The sequence below is a fragment of the Sporosarcina sp. So3-204 genome (genome assembly GCF_058068165.1).
In genome coordinates this window covers 3,358,404-3,379,397 of the sequence record NZ_CM176485.1, presented here as the reverse complement: position 1 = coordinate 3,379,397, position 20,994 = coordinate 3,358,404, and the positions used below count along the sequence as shown (strand labels likewise).

Genomic DNA, 20,994 nt, shown 5'->3' with positions numbered 1-20,994 from the left:
TGTTTAAAGAGTGTTGCTTTTTTAGTCACATTCCTTTCACAGTTTCGACATATTGGCTATAATAGCATGAGGAAAAGCGGTGATATTATGCGTTTAACAATGTATACAGATTTTTCTTTACGCGTTCTTCTGTATCTTGGCATTAAGGGAACAGATGAATTATCTACAGTTCAAGAAATTTCAGATACATATAAGATATCGAAAAATCACTTAACGAAAGTAGTACATGAGCTTGGGAAAATGGGCCTCATTGAGACTGTTCGTGGGCGTGGAGGCGGCATTCGGCTAAATGTAAATCCGAATCAAATTAATATTGGTGAAACAGTACGCAAGACGGAAGACGACTTCTATCTTGTTGAATGTTTTAATTGTGAAACGAATCAATGTGTCATTACACCGGTTTGCCGATTGAAAGGCGTTTTGCATGAAGCCTTGGCCGCTTATCTAAAAGTGTTGGATAGTTATACACTTGCTGATTTTGTGGAAAACAATGAAGGACTTGCTGCTATTTTATTAGGCGAGAAATTGTGATAAAGTAGCATAGGATTATAAGAAAGAGCAGGAGGAATTATTTAAATGGAGAAAATTTTAATTTTTGGGCATAAAAATCCAGATACAGATTCAATTTCATCAGCAATTACATATGCGTATCTTAAACAGCAAATTGGTGTGGATGCGGAAGCAGTGCGTTTAGGTGTTATATCAAATGAAACAGCTTATGCATTGGCGCATTTTGGTTTTGAAGGGCCGCGTTTAATCGAAAAAGCTGCACCTGAAGCAAGTAAGGTTATTCTGGTTGATCATAATGAAAAGCAACAAAGTGTGGATGATCTTGATGATGTACAAGTTATTGAAGTTGTGGATCACCACAGAATTGCAAACTTTGAAACGAGCGATCCGCTTTACTACCGTGCCGAGCCAGTAGGTTGTACTGCGACAATATTAAATAAGTTATTTAAAGAGCATAATGTAGCGATTCCTAAAAATATTGCTGGACTAATGCTGTCAGCAATTATTTCGGATTCACTGTTATTTAAATCACCAACTTTTACAGAAGAAGATCGTTTGGCAGCAGAGGAATTGGCTCAGATTGCTGAAATAGATCCGCTTGTGTACGGTCTAGAAATGCTAAAAGCAGGTGCTGATTTAAGTGGGAAAACACTTAAGGAGTTACTATCAATTGATGCAAAAGAATTTACATTGGACGGCGGATTAAAAATTGAGATTGCACAAGTGAATGCAGTTGATATAGCCGAGGTTATGAAGAATCAAAAAGAGTTAGAATTACTAATCGGAGACGTTATTGTTAAAAAAGGATTGGGTTTATTCCTGTTTGTCGTGACAGATATCATCAATAATGATTCGATTGTTTTAGCACTTGGCGAAGAAGCAGTTCGTGCTTGTTCAGCATTTAATGTCATTTTGGTTAATAATACAGCGACATTAAAAGGTATCGTTTCACGTAAGAAGCAAATTGTACCTGTATTAACAGATGTGTTGAAATAATTAAAGTAAGTTTTGGCTACGCTGATTTTATGGCGTAGCCTTTTTTTATTTATCTATTGCTAATTCGAGCTGTGATTTTTCATAAATCTAGTGGCTTCGTTGCGGGTCCTTCTAAAACGGAACCGTCCTTTCTGAAACGGGACCCGTGACATGGGCAATCCCAAGTTTCCTCAGCATTATTCCACCTTGTCTTACAACCCATATGCGTGCAAGTCGGTTCATGTAGACGCATCGTATAACCACTTGCAAGTTCCTTTACAACCAGACCTGTATTTTTAAATGCTTGCAATAATAAAGAACTGAATTCAGTTCGATCAGGTGCATAAAGTTGTATGGCTGGGTTTGTTTTTCCAATAATTTGATCGCTAATAATTTTTGCACTAGCTATAGAATTAGTCATTCCCCATTTTCTATAACCTGTACTTATATAGACATATGGTAGGCTGGAAGAAATTACACCCGCATAGGGAATCATATCGGGCGTCTGTGGATCTTGAGCAGACCAACCAGTTATAAATGTTGATAAATTAAATTGTTTTTTCAAATCGCCGTACAGCATATCATACTTTTCTTGCGTATCGACTTTTGCTCCGGCTGGGTGACTCTCACCTGATAAAAGAAAATAGTTCTTGCCATCAATTTTAGCGGTTCGAATAGAACGTTTGGGCTCATCAACAGCGATATACTGACCGCGCAAAGGCATATCAGCTTCGGCCGCAACGATATACGAGCGATCAACTGAAAGCTTCATAATTTGCATGCCGCGAAGTGCCTCTATAGGATAATGTGTGCAAAGAATGAGTTCGCTAAATTGAACTTCATGTCCTGACTTCATGGACAATAAGCGATTTGCGAAATCCATTTTTTGTACATCAGACTTTTCATAAATGCGCGCACCGGCTTCCACAGCCATACGAGCTAATTTCTGACCAAATCGAACAGGATGAATTTGACTTTCGTTTTTTAAAGTGAGTGTTGCATCTATTGAAATGGGTAATTCAGAATTATTTCCAAATTCACCTGGAATGCCGATTGTTTTGTATGCGCTAAACTCTTCCTGGAGCAGTTCAGTTCCAATACTTGATTGGGAATAAAGGATTGAATCAGCTTCATATAATTCATCATCCGTAGCGATAGACCTGCCGAAATGGATTGCTTCTTCATTGATTTTATAATAAAGTTTTGCATCATCTAGTCCGAATTTCTTTAACAACTTAGCGTAAACTAGATCGTGCTGAGCGGTTAATTTTCCAGTCGAATTCCCTGAAGCACCCGCTAAGAGATCATCTTTTTCTAAAAGAACGACATCTTTTCCTTCTTTTGCAAGAAAGTATGCATTTGCAATTCCGCTTAAGCCACCTCCGATAATGCAGACGTCACATTTAATATCACTATCCAGCGTTGGATAGTGGTCATTTGAATATGCAGTTTGTAACCATAATGATTTTGACATTCCGATAACCTCCGTTTTAACCTTATTCTTCTAGGCATATTCATTGTTGCCTAAAAAGAAAGAATTTATGATTAAAGAGAGGAGTGGTGTAAATAATGAGAATAGAAATTTGGTCAGATTATGTATGTCCGTTTTGTTATATTGGAAAACGAAGATTGGAAGAAGCTTTAAAAAGTACAGGATTGGAAGATAAAGTAGAGATTATTTTTAAAGCATATGAACTTGGGCCTGACTCACCAAAAACATCTGATAAAATGATGCGTGATACACTCGTTGAGAAGTACAATATGAGTGCTGAAGAAGCGAAAAATATGACGGATAATATTGAACTTCAAGCGAAAGAAGTTGGATTAAACTATGACTTTGATAATATGCGACCAGCAAATACTTTTGATGCACACCGTCTAGTCAAACTTGCGGAGACTGAAAAGATTGGCGGAGAAATGGCTGAAAAGCTGTTGCATTCTTATTTTGTAGAGGCTAAGCAAATTGGTGATAACGATGTGCTCGTACAACTTGCTGTAGAGATAGGACTTTCAATTGAGCGAGTGAAGCAGATGCTTGATTCAGATGAATTCGTTCAAGAAGTGAAAGCGGATATTGCAGAAGCAGGGCAAATCGGTGTGAAAGGGGTACCGTTTTTCGTAATTAATCGTAAATATGCGATTTCTGGTGCTCAACCAGCTGAGGCATTTGCAGAAACGCTACTAAAAGTTGCTGAAGAAGAAAATTAACTTAATCACCAGAGACACTGTCACTATTTGTGACAGTGTCTCTGGTTTTTTACCGTGAAAATGTATTTTATTTAAAAAAATGAATAGAATAGAAGTCATCTCAATAACTATTCCTTGTCAAAAACGTAAAATCCAAGCATACTAAAAGAGGTGAAATGGTAATCGAAAGGATTGGGTGTTGATGTCGAAGCATCGTTGGTTTGATGAACTTCAAAAAGAAATTAAAGTAGGCATAATAAAAATAGATGAACCCTTAAGTAAATATACTATGACAAAACTCGGCGGACCGGCGGACCTTCTAGTCATTCCTAGTAATAGTGAAGAGGCGGAAGCTACAGTGCGCTATGCGTATCAAAATGAAATCCCGCTACTTTTACTTGGCAATGGTTCGAACATGGTTGTGCGTGATGGTGGCGTGCGAGGAATAGTCCTTCATTTATCTATGTTGAAGACCATTCAAGTCACTGGAACTTCTTTACATGCTGAAAGTGGTGCAGATATTATTGACGTCTCTAGGCATGCAGCGGCAGCATCGTTGACTGGATTGGAATTTGCATGCGGCATACCGGGTTCAGTCGGAGGTGCGATGGCAATGAATGCTGGCGCATATGGTGGAGAAGTCAAAGACGTTATTGTCAAAGTAACTGTTCTAACGAAGACGGGCGAGAAAATTGTCCTGACGAAGGAAGAACTAGAACTTGGCTACCGGAAGAGCATCATTACGAAAGAAGGCTATTTCGTGTTGTCTGCGGATTTCAACCTCGTAAAAGGAGATAAAGAAGAAATTGATGCGAAGGTGGCGGATCTAACTTACCAGCGTGAATCAAAGCAACCGCTTGAATTCCCTTCAGCTGGTAGTGTTTTTAAGCGCCCACCAGGTTATTTTGCAGGAAAACTTATTCAAGACTGTGGTATGCAAGGAAAAGGTTACGGCGGTGCTGAAGTTTCAACAAAGCACGCTGGTTTTATTGTAAATAAAAGTAATGCAACTGCTTCTGATTACATTCGAACAATTGAGATGGTGAAAGCAAAAGTGAAGCAGGAATTCGGTGTGGAATTAGAGCTTGAAGTTAAGATTGTCGGCGAAGAATCGAAGTAAAGTGAATCATAAACAAAAAAAAAAGGAGTGGAGGTATTTAATATACCTTCCATTCCTTTTTTAATTTAAACAAGTTATTGTAGTAGCATCTAATACTAAGTCATCAGCAATATGCACCTGACACATCTTACTATTATTCATGAATTTGAACACGCCGTTGTTAAAGTCGGTTCCAATTTCCTTGAAAAATATTCCCTCGTATTGCACATTTTTAGAGTAAGTAAACTTAATGCGATAGCCGTCTCCTTCTTCAACCAAGTAAGCGCGAATCCCTTTTTCAAAGATGCCTTCGATTTCATCCTTAATAGAACGATCAACGGAAACAACGTGGAAGTCTACAAATGTAATTTCGCGAAGCAAAACGTTCATAAAAGAACCCTTTGTAATTTCTTCCCATCTGCTTTGTGCAGTCTGCCCAATAATAATTTGCGTAATATTGTTTCGGTGTGCGACTTCTGCAATAACTTTGGCAAAAGGGCGCTTCTCGTTGTCACGAATGAAAAACTCATCCACTTCTAATTCTTCAGCAAGTACTTTCCAACGTTCCACGTATTCTGATTTCTCAGCATCAAATTCATCGAAAGGAGCGGGATCGACTGTCAGTATATAAAGGGGGCAATCCATGATGCTCGCCATTTTATAACCTCTTCTAATTAAACGCTCGCCATTTGGACCGTAGTAGACACAAACTAGGATACTCTCATCCATACGACCTTTTACTTTACCCATGACGGTATTCACCTCTTAACTATTTTTGTCTTTCCAGTGTACTAAATCATTGGAATTTACTGCGTATTAATATGCTTCATAGTGCTTATAGGTAAATAATAGTGTATAATTTCCAGTGTATTCTTATTGAAGAACTTCCCCTTAATTGATTATTAACCCTTTAGGCTAATAAAGCCCTCTATGGCTTTCCATTATCCTGTTTGTCATAGCTCTCGTCAAGTATTCCTTGAAGTATTAGAAGACATCTTACTAACTATGGACTGGAGGTTTATTTTTGCTAACATTGTCGATAGCAATTTTCATCCCCTTTTTGGCAGCTACCCTCATCCCATTCATTTATAAGCGAGTGCCACAAATTAATATAGGTTGGTTTGTACTTATTGTGCCTATCATTCTATTTATCGGATTAGCTCGTTATATACCGACAGTTTCTGCCGGGGAGCAATACATAAAAACAATTTCTTGGATTCCGTCAGTTGGCATTGATTTTACAACACATTTAGATGGGCTAAGTCTTATCTTTGGACTCCTAATTACTGGAGTGGGGAGTCTGGTTATTCTTTACTCCATTTATTATTTATCTGCAAGAGAGTCATTAGGGCATTTTTACGTTTATTTATTGTTGTTTATGGGTGCAATGCTCGGACTTATATTTTCGGATAATATGATGGTGCTCTATGTTTTTTGGGAATTAACAAGTATTTCTTCATTCCTACTCATTGCCTTTTGGTATCATAGAAAAAAATCTAGGTATGGTGCTCAAAAGTCACTTCTAATTACAGTGGCTGGTGGAATGGCTATGCTAGTAGGTTTTATCATTCTTTATCTAATGACTGGGTCATTTAGCATCACGGAAAATATCGCATTAATTGGTGAATTTACAGATCACCCTCTCTTTTTACCTGCAATGATTCTCGTTTTACTTGGTGCTTTTACAAAGTCGGCACAATTCCCATTTCATATTTGGTTACCGGATGCGATGGAAGCACCGACGCCAGTTAGTGCTTACCTGCATTCAGCAACGATGGTAAAAGCAGGTATATATTTAGTTGCACGTTTCACACCTGTTTTTGGTGGGGAAGTGGTTTGGTTTTATGCAGTTAGTGGTGTTGGAATTTTCACTCTCCTATGGGGGTCGCTGAACGCAGTTAAACAAACGGATTTGAAAGCTTTACTCGCTTATTCTACGATTAGTCAGCTTGGACTTGTAATGAGCTTGTTTGGGTTAGGTTCCGCCGCGTTAAACCCTGATTATCAAGTAGATGCTGTTCTATATACTCAAGCAACATTTGCAGCTTTGTTTCATCTTGTGAATCACTCCACCTTTAAAGGTGCGCTATTCATGGTCATTGGGATTGTCGACCATAACGTCGGGACACGTGATATCCGAAGGCTTGGCGGTTTGATGTCGCTAATGCCGGTGACTTTTACAATTGCTTTAATTGGTAGTTTTTCAATGGCAGGATTACCACCATTCAACGGTTTCTTAAGTAAGGAATTATTTTTTGAAGCAATGTTAACCATTCGAAATTTAGAATTCTTTTCAATTGGTGCATGGGGATTACTGTTTCCTATTTTGGCTTGGGTTGCGAGTATATTCACCTTTGTTTATAGTATGATCATCGTTTTCCAAACTTTCTTCGGTGCACATCAGCCGGATAGACTTGATAGAAAAGCGCATGAGGCACCTATTGGCATGTTAATTGCGCCGTCTATCTTAGCTGGTTTAGTAATCGTTATTTTCTTTTTTCCAAATGTGATAGGAAAGTATTTATTAAAACCTGCAATGACCGCAATATATCCTACACTTTCTAAAACGAATGATTTAACACCGAAAATTTCTTTCTGGCATGGTTTTAACAGCGATCCACTGCTCATGACATTTGGTGTTATTATAGTTGGAATTATTTTGTATATGCTGCTCCGTTTTTGGCGACCAATTTATAAGATTGGTCCAATGCGCTGGAATTTAGATACGCTTTATAATGGCCTACTTGCCAAATTGGAAGAAAGTTCTTCATACTTGACGAATACTTATATGACTGGATACTTAAGGGATTATCTTGTTTATATTTTTTCTTTTTTTATACTTGGCGTAGGAGGAATCTTTGTATTAACGGGTGGTTATTCCTTTGATTTATCTAATGATGCCCCAATTACTTTAAATGAATATATTCTTGTCATTGTGATGATTGTGGCGGCTGTTGCTATTCTTTTCGTTCATTCTCGAGTGACAGCGATTTTATTGAATGGTGTACTTGGTTATTCAATTGCGTTATTTTTTGTGTTTTTCCGTGCACCTGATTTAGCTTTAACCCAAATTGTTGTTGAAACTGTAACGACTGCTTTATTTCTACTATGTTTTTACTTTTTACCTGAATGGAAAAGAGAGAAGTCATCTCGACCTTCTAAAGTATTCAATGCTGTGATTGCGGTGTCCGCGGGTGTCCTTGTCACAGCTATCGCGCTTTCTGTACAAGGGAATAAAATGTTTGAATCTGTTTCGTTTTACTTTGAAAATGCGTATGAACTTGCAGGCGGAAAAAATATTGTGAATACGATATTAGGAGATTTCCGTGCATTTGATACGATGCTAGAAGTTGTCGTTCTTTTTATCGCCGGTGTTGGTGTTTATACACTTATTAAGCTCAAGGCGAGAAAGGGGGAGCGGGATGCCGAAAACGAATGATGTGATTTTACAAACGGTAACGAAACTCGTTGTATTTATTATTTTAACATTCGGAGTTGAGTTATTTTTGTCAGGTCATAATAATCCAGGTGGTGGGTTCATAGGAGGTCTCGTTCTGTCTTCAGCGTTTGTCCTACTTTATTTGGTATTTGATATTGAAACAGTTCATCAAGGGATTCCTGTTGATTTTAAACGAGTAGCAGCTCTTGGCGTATTACTAGTTGTTGGGACTGGTGTTGGTGCAGTGTTATTTGGTACGGCATTTTTAAGTCATACATATGGTCATTTTTATTTGCCAGTGTTCGGCGAAACAGAGCTAGCGACAGTTGTTTTGTTCGAAGCGGGTGTAGCTTTGACCGTAATTGGAACGGTTGTGACGATTATTTTAAGTATTAGTGAGGATGTGTAGCGATGGAAACGTTAATAACGATTCTTGTAGGAGTCCTTGTGACCGTGGCCGTGTATTTGCTGCTGTCTCGTAGTTTAATTCGTGTCATTTTAGGGTCCGCCATTTTATCTCATGCCATACACTTGTTGTTAATGGTCATGGGTGGTTTGAAAAAGGGGAGTGTGCCGCTATTAGGTGAAAATGCGGACAGCTACACAGATGCGCTTCCGCAAGCGCTCATTTTAACAGCGATTGTCATTAGCTTTGCTGTGACGGCATTTTTATTAGTGCTGGCGTATCGGACATACAAAGAAACAGGTACTGATGACCTTGATGAATTAAGAGGGGTTTCAGATGAATAATATTCTTGTGATGCCGATGATTATTCCATTATTGACAGCGGTTGTCCTCGTTTTTCTCCGTCCTTATGTGATATTGCAAAGAGTGTTGGCATTCGCCTCAATAGTTGCGACTGCAATTGTAAGTTTTGTTATTTTAAATTTAATTCAAACTGAAGGTGTTATGCGAATCGACTTTGGAGGATGGCTACCACCTTATGGCATATTATTTGTAGCTGATTCATTCGCAATGTTACTTGTGTTAACCACAGCAATTGTTACTGCAATTGTGTTACTTTATGCTTTTTCTACAATAGGACCAGAACGCGAAAATATGTATTTCTATACATTTGTATTGTTCTTAATTGCCGGTGTAAATGGATCATTTATGACTGGAGATTTATTTAATTTATTCGTCTGTTTTGAAGTGATGTTGTTGTCTTCATATGTGCTAATGACACTTGGTGGGCGAAAAGTTCAACTTGTTGAATCAATTAAGTATATTGTAATTAATGTCTTATCTTCCTGGTTTTTTCTACTCGGAATTGCATATTTGTACGGTACAGTAGGTACGTTGAATATGGCACACTTATCGGTACGTATAGCGGAAGTCGGGCAAGGACCTCTATTAACTGTGATTAGTCTTATCTTCTTAGTTGTATTTAGTTTGAAGGCTGGACTGCTTCTTTACTTTTGGCTACCGGGTTCCTATAGTGCACCGCCAACAGCGGTTGCAGCACTTTTTGGCGCATTATTAACAAAGGTTGGTATCTATGCGCTATTTAGAGTGTTCACGCTCATCTTTTATCATGAGCCAACAATTACACATAAGTTAATCGGTATAATGGCTGTACTTACAATGATTGGTGGAAGTATAGGCGCGATTTCATCCAAGGATATACGAAAAATCATTACGTATAATGTCGTCATAACGGTAGGATTTATTCTTGTGGGGCTTACGGTATCAACAGAAGTAGCTATGCAAGGTTCAATTTACTATATTGTGCACGATATGATTATTAAATCACTGTTATTTCTTCTCGCTGGAACGATGATTTATTTAACGGGAACAGCGCGAATTGAAAATATGAGCGGATTAATACAAAACTATCCGGCTCTTGGTTGGTTGTTTTTTATAACGACACTTTCCCTAGCAGGTATTCCACCGTTTAGTGGATTTATTGGGAAGTTATTCATTGGACAAGGTGCGGTTGAAACAGGTTCATATTCATTGCTGTTCATCGCCTTTTTATCGAGTATGTTTGTCCTTTATTCGCTTCTCCGTATCTTCATGAATACATTTTGGGGTGAAACGATTATTAGTGTTGAAGAAGAAACGCCGTTGAAAAAAAGAATTCTTTTACCGTGTGTTTTGCTTGGTGCAGCCACAATAATACTTGGTCTCGGTGTAGAGGCAATTTCACCATATGTTAATGATGCAGCATATGTATTGATGCATCCTGAGGTATATATCGATGCAGTTTTAAATGGAAAAGGGAATGATTGAAGAAGAGGTGGATGTGAATGCCGGCCCAGTTGTTATTGAATATTTTTATCGCCTTTTTATGGATGACGTTGATGGATGAAGATAAGTTGGAATTAACAACATTCTTTACGGGATTTATTGTAGGTATGGGAATTATTTTTCTTATGCATCGATTTTTCGGTTCACAATTTTATTTAAGACGTTTATTTTCAGTTGGTAAATTACTATTTATATTTATTTCGGAATTAACCCAGTCTAGTTTCCTCGTATTGCGACAAATTCTAAGACCTAGATTAAAAATTAAACCTGGCATATTCAAGTATGAAACGGTTCTAAGAAGCGATCTAGAAATTACGATGATCTCACTTCTTTTGACGTTGACGCCTGGATCAGTCGTCATGGAAGTAATGCCTGAAGGAAATATTCTTTATGTGCATGCGATGGATGTAGAAAATGAGCGAGATGCAATTTTAAATCAATTGAAAAACTTTGAGAAGGCAATTATGGAGGTGACCCGATGATAATTGAAATGATGTTAAAAACTTCACTTGTTTTATTCGCTGTAGCAATAGCGATTGCTTTACTGCGAATTATTCTCGGACCTTCAATGCCAGACAGAGTTCTTGCGCTTGATGTAATAGGTGTGAATCTTATCTCTGCGATTGCAGTTTTTTCGGTTTTATTGAATACGACAGCATTTTTAGAGGTTATCCTTATTCTTGGAATATTATCGTTTATTGGGACGATTGCTTACACAAAGTTTGCCGAGAGAGGTGTTATCGTTGAACACAAGCGAGATTATTGAATTTGTTGGAGCGCTTCTCATCCTAACCGGCGGCATTATGAGTGTAATTAGTGTGTTTGGATTAATTCGTTTACCGGATGTGTATACAAGATCTCATGCAGCAACAAAAAGCTCGACACTGGCAGTTTTACTTACTTTATCCGGTGCATTTATTTATTTTTGGGCAGCAAAGCACTTTATAAGTGTCCGCTTAATATTGGGGATTGTATTTGTATTTTTAACAGCTCCAGTTGCGGGGCATCTTCTTGTCCGTGCGGCTTATCGGACGAATGTTCCGTTGGCGGATATTTCGGAGACGGATGATTTATATGAAGTCATACATAAAGATAATGAAGCAGAAAAAACAGGTAAGCAGTGAGGGTTTGTGTAGTTAAATAGAGTAGAGTGTGGGTGGTAAAGGTGAAGTTGGATAGATATTAGCATAATACTGAAAGCGGGACGCCAATTAGGTGTCTCGTTTTTCTTTTTTGGAAGTATACATTCAAATATCTGTTTGATTAACCTTGCAACTTGAAATTTAATTGCATATACTTAATTATAATCAAACGACAATTTGAATGAGGTGCATATAGAATGGTAAAAGAAATATGTGAAGTAACGATTGTTCATGAAGATGTTGTTGAAAGAGTACAAAAGTCAATTCCGAATTTAAGTGCAGTCGTCCCTATTTTTAAAGCGCTTGGGGATGAAACTAGATTGAACATAGCTTATTCATTAATGATTGAGGAAGAAATGTGTGTGTGTGATGTGGCGGCGGTTATTGGGTCGTCTGTAGCAACTGCATCGCATCATTTACGCTATTTAAGGGAGCATTCACTCGCTAAATCACAACGTAAAGGAAAAATGATTTATTATTCTCTGGCTGATGATCATGTTCGGCAACTTGTAACGATTGCCCACGATCATTCGATGGAAGGTGATGGAAATGGCGACAAATGAAAAATCGGAATACCGCTTGGAAAATCTAACTTGCGCAAGTTGTGCAATGAAGTTCGAAAATAATCTAAATAACCTACCGACCGTCGAAGAGGTCATATTAAACTTTGGTGCATCTAAACTGACAATTACGGGTACCGCAACTGTTGACGAATTAGAAGCAGCTGGTGCGTTCGATGGTATTAAGGTTTATGAGGCGAATAAGCGACGAATCGAACCAATTATTCCTTTTTATAAACGGAAAGAAAATATTGTTTCAATGTTATCGCTTATCTTTTTAATTGTAGGCGCTTTTTTATCATTTAAGTATACTGAAGAATATAAACCTGCCATCATCCTTTTTGCAATTTCCATCGCAATTGGTGGGGCTGGAATGTTTAAAACAGGTTTCAAAAACTTAGCAAGACTAGATTTCGATATGAAAACGCTAATGACAATTGCTATAATTGGAGCGGTGATTATTGGTGAGTGGCGTGAAGGAGCAGTAATCGTCTTTTTATTCGCAGTGAGCGAAGCACTTGAAGCTTACTCGATGAATAAAGCGCGTCAATCCATTCGTTCTTTAATGGATATTGCACCGCCTTTTGCTACAGTCAAACGTGGGAATGAGTTATTAGAACTTGCGACAGAAGATATTATAATAGGTGATGTGCTTATTGTGAAACCAGGTAGCAAGATTGCTATGGATGGTATGGTTTTATCAGGTATATCTACAATTAATGAAGCAGCAATAACCGGTGAATCAGTACCGGTCTTAAAGAAAAAAGATGATGAAGTATTCGCGGGTACGATGAACGAGGAAGGTGCATTGGAAATAACCGTCACTAAACTTGTTGGCGATACGACGATTGCGAAAATTATTCATCTCGTTGAAGAAGCTCAAGCCGAAAAAGCACCTTCTCAGAAGTTTGTCGATCAATTTGCGAAGTATTATACACCTGCTATTATCGCGTTAGCTGCACTAGTAGCTGTCGTTCCGCCACTATTGGGAGCGGATTGGCATATATGGGTTTACCAAGGACTGGCGGTGCTTGTAGTTGGTTGTCCATGTGCGCTCGTCATATCAACACCTGTTGCTATCGTAACTGCTATTGGCAATGCTGCACGTCAAGGTGTTTTGATTAAAGGCGGTATTCACCTTGAAGAAACAGGGAGATTACGAGTCATCGCTTTCGATAAAACAGGTACGCTAACGAAAGGGTACCCTGAAGTAACGGATTTCATCTTAGCAAACGGCGTGGATCAGAAAAAACTTCTCCAGTCAATTGCTGCAGTTGAATCCCTATCCCAGCACCCACTTGGAACCGCGGTTACTAAGTATGCATATGAAAATGGTGCGGTGAAAGTTGACTCATCTAATTTTCAATCAGTGACAGGCAAAGGAGCCTATGCTGAAATAAACGGCGAAACAACGTATATTGGTAGTATAGATTGGATTCAAGAACTTACTTCATTACCAATAGATGCAGTAGAAAAAGCTACGGAACTACAAAAAGCGGGTAAGTCAGTTATGGCGATTGCAGTAGATAATTTATACTGCGGATTACTTGCGGTAGCAGATCCAGTACGTAAGGAAAGCCGAGATGTACTTCTTAAACTAAACGAAATAGGTATTCATCATACAGTCATGTTAACCGGAGATCATCCTGCTACTGCGGCAGCTATTGCTGGAGAACTGGGCATGACAGACGTGCGCGGTGGGCTTATGCCGGATGATAAATTAGCTGCAATTAAAAGTCTTAGTGAGAAGTACGGACGTGTTGCAATGGTCGGTGACGGAATTAACGATGCACCAGCACTAGCGGCTGCTTCGGTAGGTATTGCGATGGGTGGCGCTGGAACTGATGCTGCATTAGAGACCGCAGATATCGCATTAATGGCGGATGATTTAGAAAAACTTCCTTATACAATAAAGTTAAGTCGAAAAACGTTGCGGATTATTAAGGAAAATATTATGTTTGCATTAGGGTTGAAAGTGTTGGCTTTACTATTAATTATTCCAGGGTGGCTCACTTTATGGATTGCTATCTTTGCGGATATGGGTGCAACGTTACTCGTTGTTATTAATTCGCTTCGCCTAATGCGTATCAATAAGTAGAATACTGTAATTTTTAATTTTTTCGGAGGCGAGTTTCTATGAGGTTAGAAGAGTGGACAATGGAAGAGCAAGAACAACTTATTCATTTTATGACGACAAACACATGGCCATTTGACGGGGAATCTCATCCAGGTCGAGAAATTGTTGAAAAGGCAATTGAAGAAGGCGGATATGAGTCTGATGAAGTGAAAACATTTTGGGTAGAAAATGAAATAGGTAACAAAGTAGGAATAATTAGAATTTATGATTTACAAGATGAAATTCCACTGTTTGATCTTCGGATTGCAAATGAGTCCAGAGGTCATGGCTATGGCTCTAAAGCGCTTAGACTCGTTGCAAACTATGTATTTAAGCTGCCAGAGCGTAAAATTAGACTTGAAGGTCATACAAGACAAGATAATCTAGCGATGAGAAAAACATTTGAACGTGCGGGATTTGTGAAAGAAGCCCATCTTAGAAATGCTTGGTTTTCTCCGAAAGAAAATATGTATTATGATGCTGTTACTTACGGTATAACGAGGGAAGATTTCTTGGCAGGTACGACGACTCCTGTTGTCTGGGAAGATGATGGCAAAGAGAAGCAAAGAAAAAAGAGAACCTCATCTTTAATTCCGGAATTCCCAAATTCTTTTGAATCAGAACGACTCATCATTCGCGCACCAAAAGTTGAGGATGCGTTTGAAGTATTGAATCAAACGCATAGCTCATTGTCTTCACTTCAAGAGTGGATGTCATGGGCCCAGGATGAGCCAGATTTAAATGTGATTGAAGAAAACTTACGCCAAGCAGTAGCGGATTTTATTACAAGAAAAGATTTACGTTTTCATCTATATATAAAGGAGACTGGCGAGTTTATAGGTGTGACTGGTTTCCATCGCATCGACTGGAAAATTCCTAAACTCGAAATTGGTTATTGGCTTACTACTGAGCGTGAAGGAAATGGCTATATGACTGAAGCTGTTCAGCGCATGACCAGGTTTGCTTTTGTGGAATTAGAGGCAAGAAGAGTTGAGATTAGATGTGATGAAGAAAATACGAAAAGTCGATTTGTTGCAGAGCGTGCCGGCTTTAAGTTAGAGGGAGTATTAAAAAACGATTCCTTGTCCGCGCGTGATAAAAGTTTACGTCACACATGTATCTATGCGAAAATAAGATAATGACTTAGCGGGATGCTTTCAAAGAAATAAAAAAGAAGCCGACAATTAGTTCAGCACTTTATGTGCAAGTCGGCATTCTTTTTACTTTTATTTCATATGCTTTTCATTGATGTTAAATCTAGACGGCTCGTCTACCTGAGATAAGTTGTATGATGAATAGAATGCCGGCAAGTACTAGCAGGAAGTGAATTAAACCACCGCCTAATTTCATAGCGAAACCAATTATCCAAAACGCTATAACTGCTACAATTAAGAACCAAAGTATTTTTCCCATATTATTTCACTCCTTTATTTTATGGCTTGTAATAAGTAGTTACCCCGAAAAAATAGTCATTAAACATTGCGAAGTTTATCATAATCATAAGTTTGTCTTTAAAATTGAATTGGGGGGCATAACTATGGCCACGGTAGGCATGGAAGATTATATTGAGCAAATCTATTTGCATATAGAGGCGAGAGGCGTTGCGCGTGTTTCTGATGTTGCTGAATCACTCGATGTACTCCCTTCATCGGTAACTAAGATGGTTCAGCGACTTGACCGTGAAGGATATGTTAATTATGAAAGATACAAAGGGTTAGAGTTAACAGAAAAAGGGTTAGCATTTGGGAAAAAACTAGTGAAACGTCATGTTATCCTTGAAGACTTTTTACGGATTATTGGTGTAGAAGAAGGACAGATATATGAAGACGTTGAAGGTATTGAGCACCACTTAAGTTGGAATGCGATTGCCAGAATTACTGATCTTGTCGAGCAATTAGAGCTGGATGATAATTTTTTACAGAAGCTTAGAAATAGTGAGAAGTTAGGAAGAGGATGATAAAATGGAAGAGTTAAAATCTGGATATATTAAAGAGTTACTTGTAACTGGTAAAGAAGGTTCAAGATGGATACTAGACGGATACGGTGAGGAAATTATGATGAACGTTTCCGACGCCGATGATGAGTTGGAAATAGACGACAGCGTTGACGTATTTCTTTATGCGAACAGACGAGGCGAATTAACAGCAACTATGAATATGCCAAATATGACTTTTGGTACATTTGGCTGGGCTCAGGTAATTAGAATTGACGAGGATGAGGGCGTTTATGTAGATATTGGCTCTTCTTTTGAGGTGCTCGTTAATCGTGCTGACTTACCACAAGTTCGTTCACTTTGGCCAAGGCAGGACGACGAACTTTATATGACACTCCGTACTGATTTGGGTGGTCAAATATTCGGCAGACTTGCAACTGAGGAAAGAATTATGGAGCATTATACAAAAGCTGAGCCTTCTGATTTTAATAAAAACTTAAAAGCAAGAGCGTATCGCTTGCTACCTATTGGTTCATTTCTTATGAGCATCCCAGAGAACTTTCGTGTCTTCGTACATAATACAGAACAAGAAAAAGAACCACGTCTTGGGCAAGAAGTTAATGTAAGGATTGTCGATGTACATGATGATGGTACAGTAAATGCTTCTATGCTTCCGCGCGCAGAGGAACGCATGACAGGCGATGCAGGTACGATTATGGATTATTTGATAGAAGCAGGTGGCAAAATGCCGTTTACTGATAAGTCAGCACCTGAAGAGATACAAGAAACATTTGCGATGAGTAAAGGTTCATTTAAACGCGCACTAGGCCGGCTGATGAAGGAAAGAAAAATAATCCAAGAAGATGGTTGGACTTCTAAAACAGATTGAGGTTTGGGAACCTTATTTTAATTGAAACGTATTATTTGTAATTAAAAGGAGGCGTGTCGATGAAACGCATGTTAGTAATGATTACTGCAGCAGCATTGTTTTTCGGGGTAATTCTTCCGAGTACAACGCAAGCTGATTCTGTAATTAATGAAAAGCTAGGTGTGCCGATAGTCGTGTACGGGGCAAACTTATCCGATGCTGAAAAGGAAAGTGTGAAGAAAAGTCTTGGTGTTGATAAAGAAGCTGAAGTAGAAGAAATCTCTGTCGATGGAAAAGATTTAATCACATATATAAAGAATGGTAATGCCAGCGCTAGAATGTACTCTTCTGCAAAAATTACTAGACAAGAAGAAGGTAAAGGTCTCGTTATTTCAATCGTAACTCAAGACAATATTACTCAAGTAACACCTGATATGTACGCAAATGCGATGTTAACTGCAGGTATAGAAGATGCAATTGTTGAAGTGGCATCACCGAAAAAAGTAACTGGCCACTCTGCGCTTGTCGGAATCTATAAAGCTTATGAAGTAACTGGCGAAAAATTAGATACTGACCGGACTAATGTCGCTAATGATGAATTAAATCTTTCAACTCAATTATCGGAAGATGGTGGCGTTGATAGCGATAAGGTTTCTGAACTTATGACTGAACTTAAAAAACAAATATCAGAGAAAAATCCCGCGACAAAAGAAGAAGTAGAACAAATTGTTAACGAACAACTGCAAAAGTTGAATATCGAACTTAGCCCAGCTGATCGCCAGCTTCTCATTGATTTGATGGATAAAATTAGAAGCTTAGATATTGACTTCAGTAAATTATCTACTCAGTTATCAGATATGAGTGAGAAAATTAAAGAAAAGCTTGGTGAGATTGATCCAGGATTTTGGGATAAGGTAAAAGCTTTTTTTGCAGATCTTGCAAATTCGATAAAATCAATTTTCAACTAATTTTTATATTTGAACTTAAATTAAAAGCAAAATAATTGTGACAATAAGTGTAGAATAGTAAACTTAAGGTGTTCTACATTTATGCACATATATTTGTGAATGTAGATAGACGATTTAATTAGAGTATATATAAAATAGAAGAGACGAAAGGAGTTACGATTTATGAAGTTAGAACTAGTAGAATTAGATGGAGATGCTTATGCATTTCGCAATATAGTAGATAATAAAATGTTGGCAGAAATTACTTGGACAATGCTCGGGGATGTCATGGTAATGGATCATACATTTGTATCTCCTGAATTACGTGGTCATGGAGCTGCCAAGAAATTACTTGATCGTGCTGCACAATATGCACGTGAAAATGAATTTAGAATGGAACCCATATGCTCATATGTCGTAACGGCTTTTGAAAGATACGACGAATATGATGATATTAAAGTATAAAAATAGGCAATCCGTTTTGTTTCAAACGGATTGCCTTTTTTTATCTATTTTCCATTACAGTAATATTATAAAGTAAGAAATAGCAGTTAGAAGTGAAGCCCCTGTGAGGGCATAGACTACATCAGATTTATTATAAACGAGCTTATTTTCCAATTGTACCTCCGCCTTTCATATGTAGTAGTTTTATCTAGTTCGTTACTTTTAAAATACCCGAAAGATTAAAAGTGAAACATTTTCATTTATGAAAGTGTTTGGAACTTAATTGTTATGGTTAGTTGATGTCTGCAAAAGCTTATTTTAAGTGCTAATTATATAAATAAAGCCCGTATTTAATAAATATTTGAGTTAAGGGATTGAGGGATTTAGTGTAGATTATATAAATGTGGCCCACATTTAATAATCATTTGAGTTAAGGGGTTAAGGGGTTAAGTGATTAAGTGATTAGGTAATTAAGTGATTTAGTGCGGATTATATAAATTAAGCCCATATTTAATAATCATTTGAGTTAAGGGATTAAGGGATTGAGTGTAGATTATATAAATGTGGCCCAAATTTAATAATCATTTGAGTTAGGTGATTAAGGGATTAAGTGCGGATTATATAAATAAAGCCCATATTTAATAATCATATGAGTTAAGGGATTAAGGGATTTAGTGTAGATTATATAAATGGAGCCCACATTTAATAATCTTTACTGAAACTATTTCTCTTGTTATACGTATAGATTGTAGATGATTCAAAGGAAGAGGGAGATTTTTTGAAGAGAACTGCGGAAAAGATATTATCAATTATTGCCGCTGTATTTACAGGAATGTCGATTATTTCAAGTTTTGCGGGTTTGTCTTTATTAAAAAGCTTTGCGGCTGACGAAGGTTTGCAACAAGAATTTAAAGCAGGTCTATTATCTGATCCTACTCTGACGACAGAAGAAGTAGATATGATTTTGTTCTTCATAGACATGATGGAAGGATTAAGTTGGTTTATTATTATTGTTTTGTTTATTAGTTTTATCACAACGATTATTGGTATTATTTTTATATGGAATAATAAAAAGCCGAAACTTTCGGGCATTATGTTTATCATTGCTGGATTATTTACATTCATCCTTTCACCAACGTCAATTCTTCTCTATATTGCAGGCATTCTTTGCTTTACGAGAAAACCACCACTTCAAAGTAAACCAGTATATGAAGATGATGGTTTTGGCAGTTCGATGAGACCACTATAAAAAAAGGACATCACTCAATACGAGTGATGTCCTTTGCTTATTTAGATAGAATAGACGTATTGAGCAGTTTCTACGGGATGACCTTCAAATACTTCTTCAAAGACATCGATTAATTTAAAACCTTGTTTCTCATAAAACTCACGGCCACTAATATTGTTACCATCTACATATACAAATAATTGAATTGCGTCTTCCAACTCGGCTAATGCAACTTGCATTAATTGTTTGCCGAAACCTGTTTTTTGATAATTAGGTAAAATATACATTGCTGTCAATTCAGCATCACCGTCATTATCAACATTTGTGAAGTTTGCGAAGCCAATGGGCGTCCCTTCACATTCTGCAATTAAAAATAATGTTTTCTCCAACCGTTTCAGTAACATCGGATTTGAATAGGAGCGATCGATGAAGCGGTCCTGAATTTCTTCGGGTATAATCCCGTAATATGTCTTCTTCCATGTTACACGGGCAATGTGCTGCACATGCACGATATCTTTTACTGTCATCATTCGTATCATAGCATCATCACCTCATAAGAGCCTTTTTGTTATCATAACAAATATAAGAGAAGAAGACTACAATCGTGATAAAATCCATCATTTTTATAATGACTTAACATATCCAGATTAATATAAGTTTTTAATTAATAGGAACAGGGTATACTAGAACTAGAACAATTAATTAACCTAGGAGGCGTGATATTAATGGTACGTAAGAAGAATAATAAATTATTAATTGCAACCGCAGCAGCAGGGGCATATGCTTATTTTAGCAAAAAAGAAAATCGTGATAAAGCTCAAATTGCTTTTAATAATATGAAAACAAAAGTAGATTCATTTATAAATACTCAAAAAATGAATCGCTCTAGTGAAACAAATATGGGTAATCCGGATCCGTATGATGTTCAAGATAATAAGATGGTAAGTGAAGGTGCACAGACAAGCGTTCATTATTACAATCAAGAAATTGAAGATGATAATAAAGACAAATCAAAAAAAGATGGATTATATAATAAAAGTGATTCAAAATCTTCAGATCAAATTACTGGAAACTAATTGGTGAAAAAACATATTATTTCATGAAAGCACGTCCGAATTGGGCGTGTTTTTGTGAATTCAATTTATAAATCATATAAAATTAAGTTTTATTTAATACGAATTGATAAGATATTTTTCTAATCGACTTCGAATAATTGTAATAAAAGTATAAAGTGTTGTATAATTTTTAGTAGTTTGAAATAGTGGGTGAACCTATTGAAGAAGAAAATTGGATTG

Annotated in this window: 24 protein-coding genes; 20 read left to right on the top strand and 4 right to left on the bottom strand. The window is 37.4% G+C overall.

Annotation, left to right across the window (positions count from 1 at the left end; genetic code table 11):
- Nucleotides 1-87 precede the first annotated feature (87 nt).
- Entirely contained in the window at nt 88-531 is a 444-nt protein-coding gene (locus tag AC3RV6_RS16670; protein WP_489747076.1) for an Rrf2 family transcriptional regulator, read from the top strand.
- 45 nt (nt 532-576) lie between these two features.
- Nucleotides 577-1,506, top strand: a complete 930-nt coding sequence (locus AC3RV6_RS16665) for a manganese-dependent inorganic pyrophosphatase (RefSeq protein WP_489747075.1) — start codon at nt 577-579, stop codon at nt 1,504-1,506.
- A gap of 79 nt (nt 1,507-1,585) precedes the next feature.
- On the opposite strand, the gene AC3RV6_RS16660 is transcribed toward AC3RV6_RS16665, so the two are convergent.
- Nucleotides 1,586-2,959, bottom strand: a complete 1,374-nt coding sequence (locus tag AC3RV6_RS16660; RefSeq protein WP_489747074.1) for an FAD-dependent oxidoreductase — start codon at nt 2,957-2,959, stop codon at nt 1,586-1,588.
- A 95-nt stretch (nt 2,960-3,054) separates the two neighbouring features.
- Between AC3RV6_RS16660 and AC3RV6_RS16655 the strand changes: the two genes are divergently transcribed.
- Both AC3RV6_RS16655 and murB read left to right on the top strand, forming a co-directional pair.
- The gene (locus AC3RV6_RS16655; protein ID WP_489747073.1) at nt 3,055-3,693 is read left to right on the top strand and encodes a DsbA family oxidoreductase; all 639 of its coding nucleotides are present in this window, start codon (nt 3,055-3,057) and stop codon (nt 3,691-3,693) included.
- A 181-nt stretch (nt 3,694-3,874) separates the two neighbouring features.
- Nucleotides 3,875-4,792, top strand: a complete 918-nt coding sequence (murB, locus tag AC3RV6_RS16650; RefSeq protein ID WP_489747072.1) for a UDP-N-acetylmuramate dehydrogenase — start codon at nt 3,875-3,877, stop codon at nt 4,790-4,792.
- A gap of 60 nt (nt 4,793-4,852) precedes the next feature.
- Here murB and AC3RV6_RS16645 read toward each other — a convergent pair whose 3' ends face one another.
- Entirely contained in the window at nt 4,853-5,521 is a 669-nt protein-coding gene (locus tag AC3RV6_RS16645) for a histidine kinase (RefSeq protein WP_489747071.1), read from the bottom strand.
- Between the two features lie 274 nt (nt 5,522-5,795).
- Here AC3RV6_RS16645 and AC3RV6_RS16640 point away from each other — a divergent pair, with 274 nt between their 5' ends.
- The 10 genes from AC3RV6_RS16640 to AC3RV6_RS16595 all read left to right on the top strand — a co-directional run bounded on the left by AC3RV6_RS16640 (nt 5,796) and on the right by AC3RV6_RS16595 (nt 15,418).
- A complete protein-coding gene (locus AC3RV6_RS16640) occupies nt 5,796-8,210 on the top strand; it encodes a Na+/H+ antiporter subunit A (protein ID WP_489747070.1) in 2,415 nt (804 codons plus the stop codon).
- The gene (locus AC3RV6_RS16635) at nt 8,194-8,619 is read left to right on the top strand and encodes a Na(+)/H(+) antiporter subunit B (protein ID WP_489747069.1); all 426 of its coding nucleotides are present in this window, start codon (nt 8,194-8,196) and stop codon (nt 8,617-8,619) included. The genes AC3RV6_RS16640 and AC3RV6_RS16635 overlap by 17 nt, the downstream gene beginning before the upstream one ends.
- Before the next feature lie 2 nt (nt 8,620-8,621).
- Entirely contained in the window at nt 8,622-8,960 is a 339-nt protein-coding gene (locus AC3RV6_RS16630) for a Na(+)/H(+) antiporter subunit C (RefSeq protein WP_489747068.1), read from the top strand.
- Complete coding sequence (locus tag AC3RV6_RS16625) at nt 8,953-10,443, top strand: Na+/H+ antiporter subunit D (RefSeq protein ID WP_489747067.1); 1,491 nt, start codon at nt 8,953-8,955, stop codon at nt 10,441-10,443. Before AC3RV6_RS16630 ends, AC3RV6_RS16625 begins: the two co-directional genes overlap by 8 nt.
- 17 nt (nt 10,444-10,460) lie before the next feature.
- Nucleotides 10,461-10,943: a Na+/H+ antiporter subunit E gene (locus AC3RV6_RS16620; protein WP_489747066.1), complete on the top strand. Its 483-nt coding sequence runs from the start codon at nt 10,461-10,463 to the stop codon at nt 10,941-10,943.
- Nucleotides 10,943-11,227: a Na(+)/H(+) antiporter subunit F1 gene (locus tag AC3RV6_RS16615; protein ID WP_489749295.1), complete on the top strand. Its 285-nt coding sequence runs from the start codon at nt 10,943-10,945 to the stop codon at nt 11,225-11,227. The genes AC3RV6_RS16620 and AC3RV6_RS16615 overlap by 1 nt, the downstream gene beginning before the upstream one ends.
- Nucleotides 11,205-11,585 carry a Na+/H+ antiporter subunit G gene (locus AC3RV6_RS16610; protein ID WP_489747065.1) on the top strand — a complete coding sequence of 127 codons (381 nt, stop codon included), beginning with the start codon at nt 11,205-11,207 and terminating at the stop codon, nt 11,583-11,585. The genes AC3RV6_RS16615 and AC3RV6_RS16610 overlap by 23 nt, the downstream gene beginning before the upstream one ends.
- Before the next feature lie 215 nt (nt 11,586-11,800).
- Entirely contained in the window at nt 11,801-12,166 is a 366-nt protein-coding gene (locus AC3RV6_RS16605; protein ID WP_489747064.1) for an ArsR/SmtB family transcription factor, read from the top strand.
- On the top strand, nt 12,153-14,261 hold the full coding sequence (locus AC3RV6_RS16600; protein ID WP_489747063.1) for a heavy metal translocating P-type ATPase: 2,109 nt from the start codon (nt 12,153-12,155) through the stop codon (nt 14,259-14,261). The genes AC3RV6_RS16605 and AC3RV6_RS16600 overlap by 14 nt, the downstream gene beginning before the upstream one ends.
- A 38-nt stretch (nt 14,262-14,299) precedes the next feature.
- A complete protein-coding gene (locus AC3RV6_RS16595; protein ID WP_489747062.1) occupies nt 14,300-15,418 on the top strand; it encodes a GNAT family N-acetyltransferase in 1,119 nt (372 codons plus the stop codon).
- A gap of 118 nt (nt 15,419-15,536) precedes the next feature.
- Here AC3RV6_RS16595 and AC3RV6_RS16590 read toward each other — a convergent pair whose 3' ends face one another.
- Entirely contained in the window at nt 15,537-15,692 is a 156-nt protein-coding gene (locus AC3RV6_RS16590) for a lmo0937 family membrane protein (protein WP_489747061.1), read from the bottom strand.
- Between the two features lie 124 nt (nt 15,693-15,816).
- Between AC3RV6_RS16590 and mntR the strand changes: the two genes are divergently transcribed.
- The 5 genes from mntR to AC3RV6_RS16565 all read left to right on the top strand — a co-directional run bounded on the left by mntR (nt 15,817) and on the right by AC3RV6_RS16565 (nt 19,720).
- Entirely contained in the window at nt 15,817-16,236 is a 420-nt protein-coding gene (gene mntR, locus AC3RV6_RS16585; RefSeq protein ID WP_489747060.1) for a transcriptional regulator MntR, read from the top strand.
- A 4-nt stretch (nt 16,237-16,240) separates the two neighbouring features.
- Nucleotides 16,241-17,101 (top strand): CvfB family protein, encoded by an 861-nt coding sequence (locus tag AC3RV6_RS16580; protein ID WP_489747059.1) that lies wholly within the window; start codon nt 16,241-16,243, stop codon nt 17,099-17,101.
- 59 nt (nt 17,102-17,160) lie between these two features.
- Nucleotides 17,161-18,048 (top strand): DUF1002 domain-containing protein, encoded by an 888-nt coding sequence (locus tag AC3RV6_RS16575; protein ID WP_489747058.1) that lies wholly within the window; start codon nt 17,161-17,163, stop codon nt 18,046-18,048.
- 162 nt (nt 18,049-18,210) lie between these two features.
- Complete coding sequence (locus tag AC3RV6_RS16570; protein ID WP_489747057.1) at nt 18,211-18,492, top strand: GNAT family N-acetyltransferase; 282 nt, start codon at nt 18,211-18,213, stop codon at nt 18,490-18,492.
- 757 nt (nt 18,493-19,249) lie between these two features.
- Nucleotides 19,250-19,720 carry a DUF4064 domain-containing protein gene (locus tag AC3RV6_RS16565; RefSeq protein WP_489747056.1) on the top strand — a complete coding sequence of 157 codons (471 nt, stop codon included), beginning with the start codon at nt 19,250-19,252 and terminating at the stop codon, nt 19,718-19,720.
- A 41-nt stretch (nt 19,721-19,761) separates the two neighbouring features.
- Here AC3RV6_RS16565 and AC3RV6_RS16560 read toward each other — a convergent pair whose 3' ends face one another.
- Nucleotides 19,762-20,238, bottom strand: a complete 477-nt coding sequence (locus AC3RV6_RS16560; RefSeq protein WP_489747055.1) for a GNAT family N-acetyltransferase — start codon at nt 20,236-20,238, stop codon at nt 19,762-19,764.
- Nucleotides 20,239-20,424: 186 nt separating this feature from the next.
- On the opposite strand from AC3RV6_RS16560, the gene AC3RV6_RS16555 reads away from it, so the two are divergent.
- A complete protein-coding gene (locus AC3RV6_RS16555; RefSeq protein ID WP_489747054.1) occupies nt 20,425-20,775 on the top strand; it encodes a hypothetical protein in 351 nt (116 codons plus the stop codon).
- Nucleotides 20,776-20,994: the final 219 nt, after the last annotated feature.

Coding starts and splice junctions, on each gene's coding strand:
- AC3RV6_RS16560 (WP_489747055.1), bottom strand. CDS start 20,238: ATGATACGAATGATGACAGTAAAAGATATCGTGCATGTGCAGCACATT.
- AC3RV6_RS16620 (WP_489747066.1), top strand. CDS start 10,461: ATGCCGGCCCAGTTGTTATTGAATATTTTTATCGCCTTTTTATGGATG.
- AC3RV6_RS16575 (WP_489747058.1), top strand. CDS start 17,161: ATGAAACGCATGTTAGTAATGATTACTGCAGCAGCATTGTTTTTCGGG.
- AC3RV6_RS16605 (WP_489747064.1), top strand. CDS start 11,801: ATGGTAAAAGAAATATGTGAAGTAACGATTGTTCATGAAGATGTTGTT.
- AC3RV6_RS16635 (WP_489747069.1), top strand. CDS start 8,194: ATGCCGAAAACGAATGATGTGATTTTACAAACGGTAACGAAACTCGTT.
- AC3RV6_RS16630 (WP_489747068.1), top strand. CDS start 8,622: ATGGAAACGTTAATAACGATTCTTGTAGGAGTCCTTGTGACCGTGGCC.
- AC3RV6_RS16655 (WP_489747073.1), top strand. CDS start 3,055: ATGAGAATAGAAATTTGGTCAGATTATGTATGTCCGTTTTGTTATATT.
- AC3RV6_RS16580 (WP_489747059.1), top strand. CDS start 16,241: ATGGAAGAGTTAAAATCTGGATATATTAAAGAGTTACTTGTAACTGGT.
- AC3RV6_RS16660 (WP_489747074.1), bottom strand. CDS start 2,959: ATGTCAAAATCATTATGGTTACAAACTGCATATTCAAATGACCACTAT.
- AC3RV6_RS16665 (WP_489747075.1), top strand. CDS start 577: ATGGAGAAAATTTTAATTTTTGGGCATAAAAATCCAGATACAGATTCA.
- AC3RV6_RS16645 (WP_489747071.1), bottom strand. CDS start 5,521: ATGGGTAAAGTAAAAGGTCGTATGGATGAGAGTATCCTAGTTTGTGTC.
- AC3RV6_RS16570 (WP_489747057.1), top strand. CDS start 18,211: ATGAAGTTAGAACTAGTAGAATTAGATGGAGATGCTTATGCATTTCGC.
- AC3RV6_RS16555 (WP_489747054.1), top strand. CDS start 20,425: ATGGTACGTAAGAAGAATAATAAATTATTAATTGCAACCGCAGCAGCA.
- AC3RV6_RS16595 (WP_489747062.1), top strand. CDS start 14,300: ATGAGGTTAGAAGAGTGGACAATGGAAGAGCAAGAACAACTTATTCAT.
- AC3RV6_RS16600 (WP_489747063.1), top strand. CDS start 12,153: ATGGCGACAAATGAAAAATCGGAATACCGCTTGGAAAATCTAACTTGC.
- AC3RV6_RS16625 (WP_489747067.1), top strand. CDS start 8,953: ATGAATAATATTCTTGTGATGCCGATGATTATTCCATTATTGACAGCG.
- AC3RV6_RS16590 (WP_489747061.1), bottom strand. CDS start 15,692: ATGGGAAAAATACTTTGGTTCTTAATTGTAGCAGTTATAGCGTTTTGG.
- mntR (WP_489747060.1), top strand. CDS start 15,817: ATGGCCACGGTAGGCATGGAAGATTATATTGAGCAAATCTATTTGCAT.
- murB (WP_489747072.1), top strand. CDS start 3,875: ATGTCGAAGCATCGTTGGTTTGATGAACTTCAAAAAGAAATTAAAGTA.
- AC3RV6_RS16670 (WP_489747076.1), top strand. CDS start 88: ATGCGTTTAACAATGTATACAGATTTTTCTTTACGCGTTCTTCTGTAT.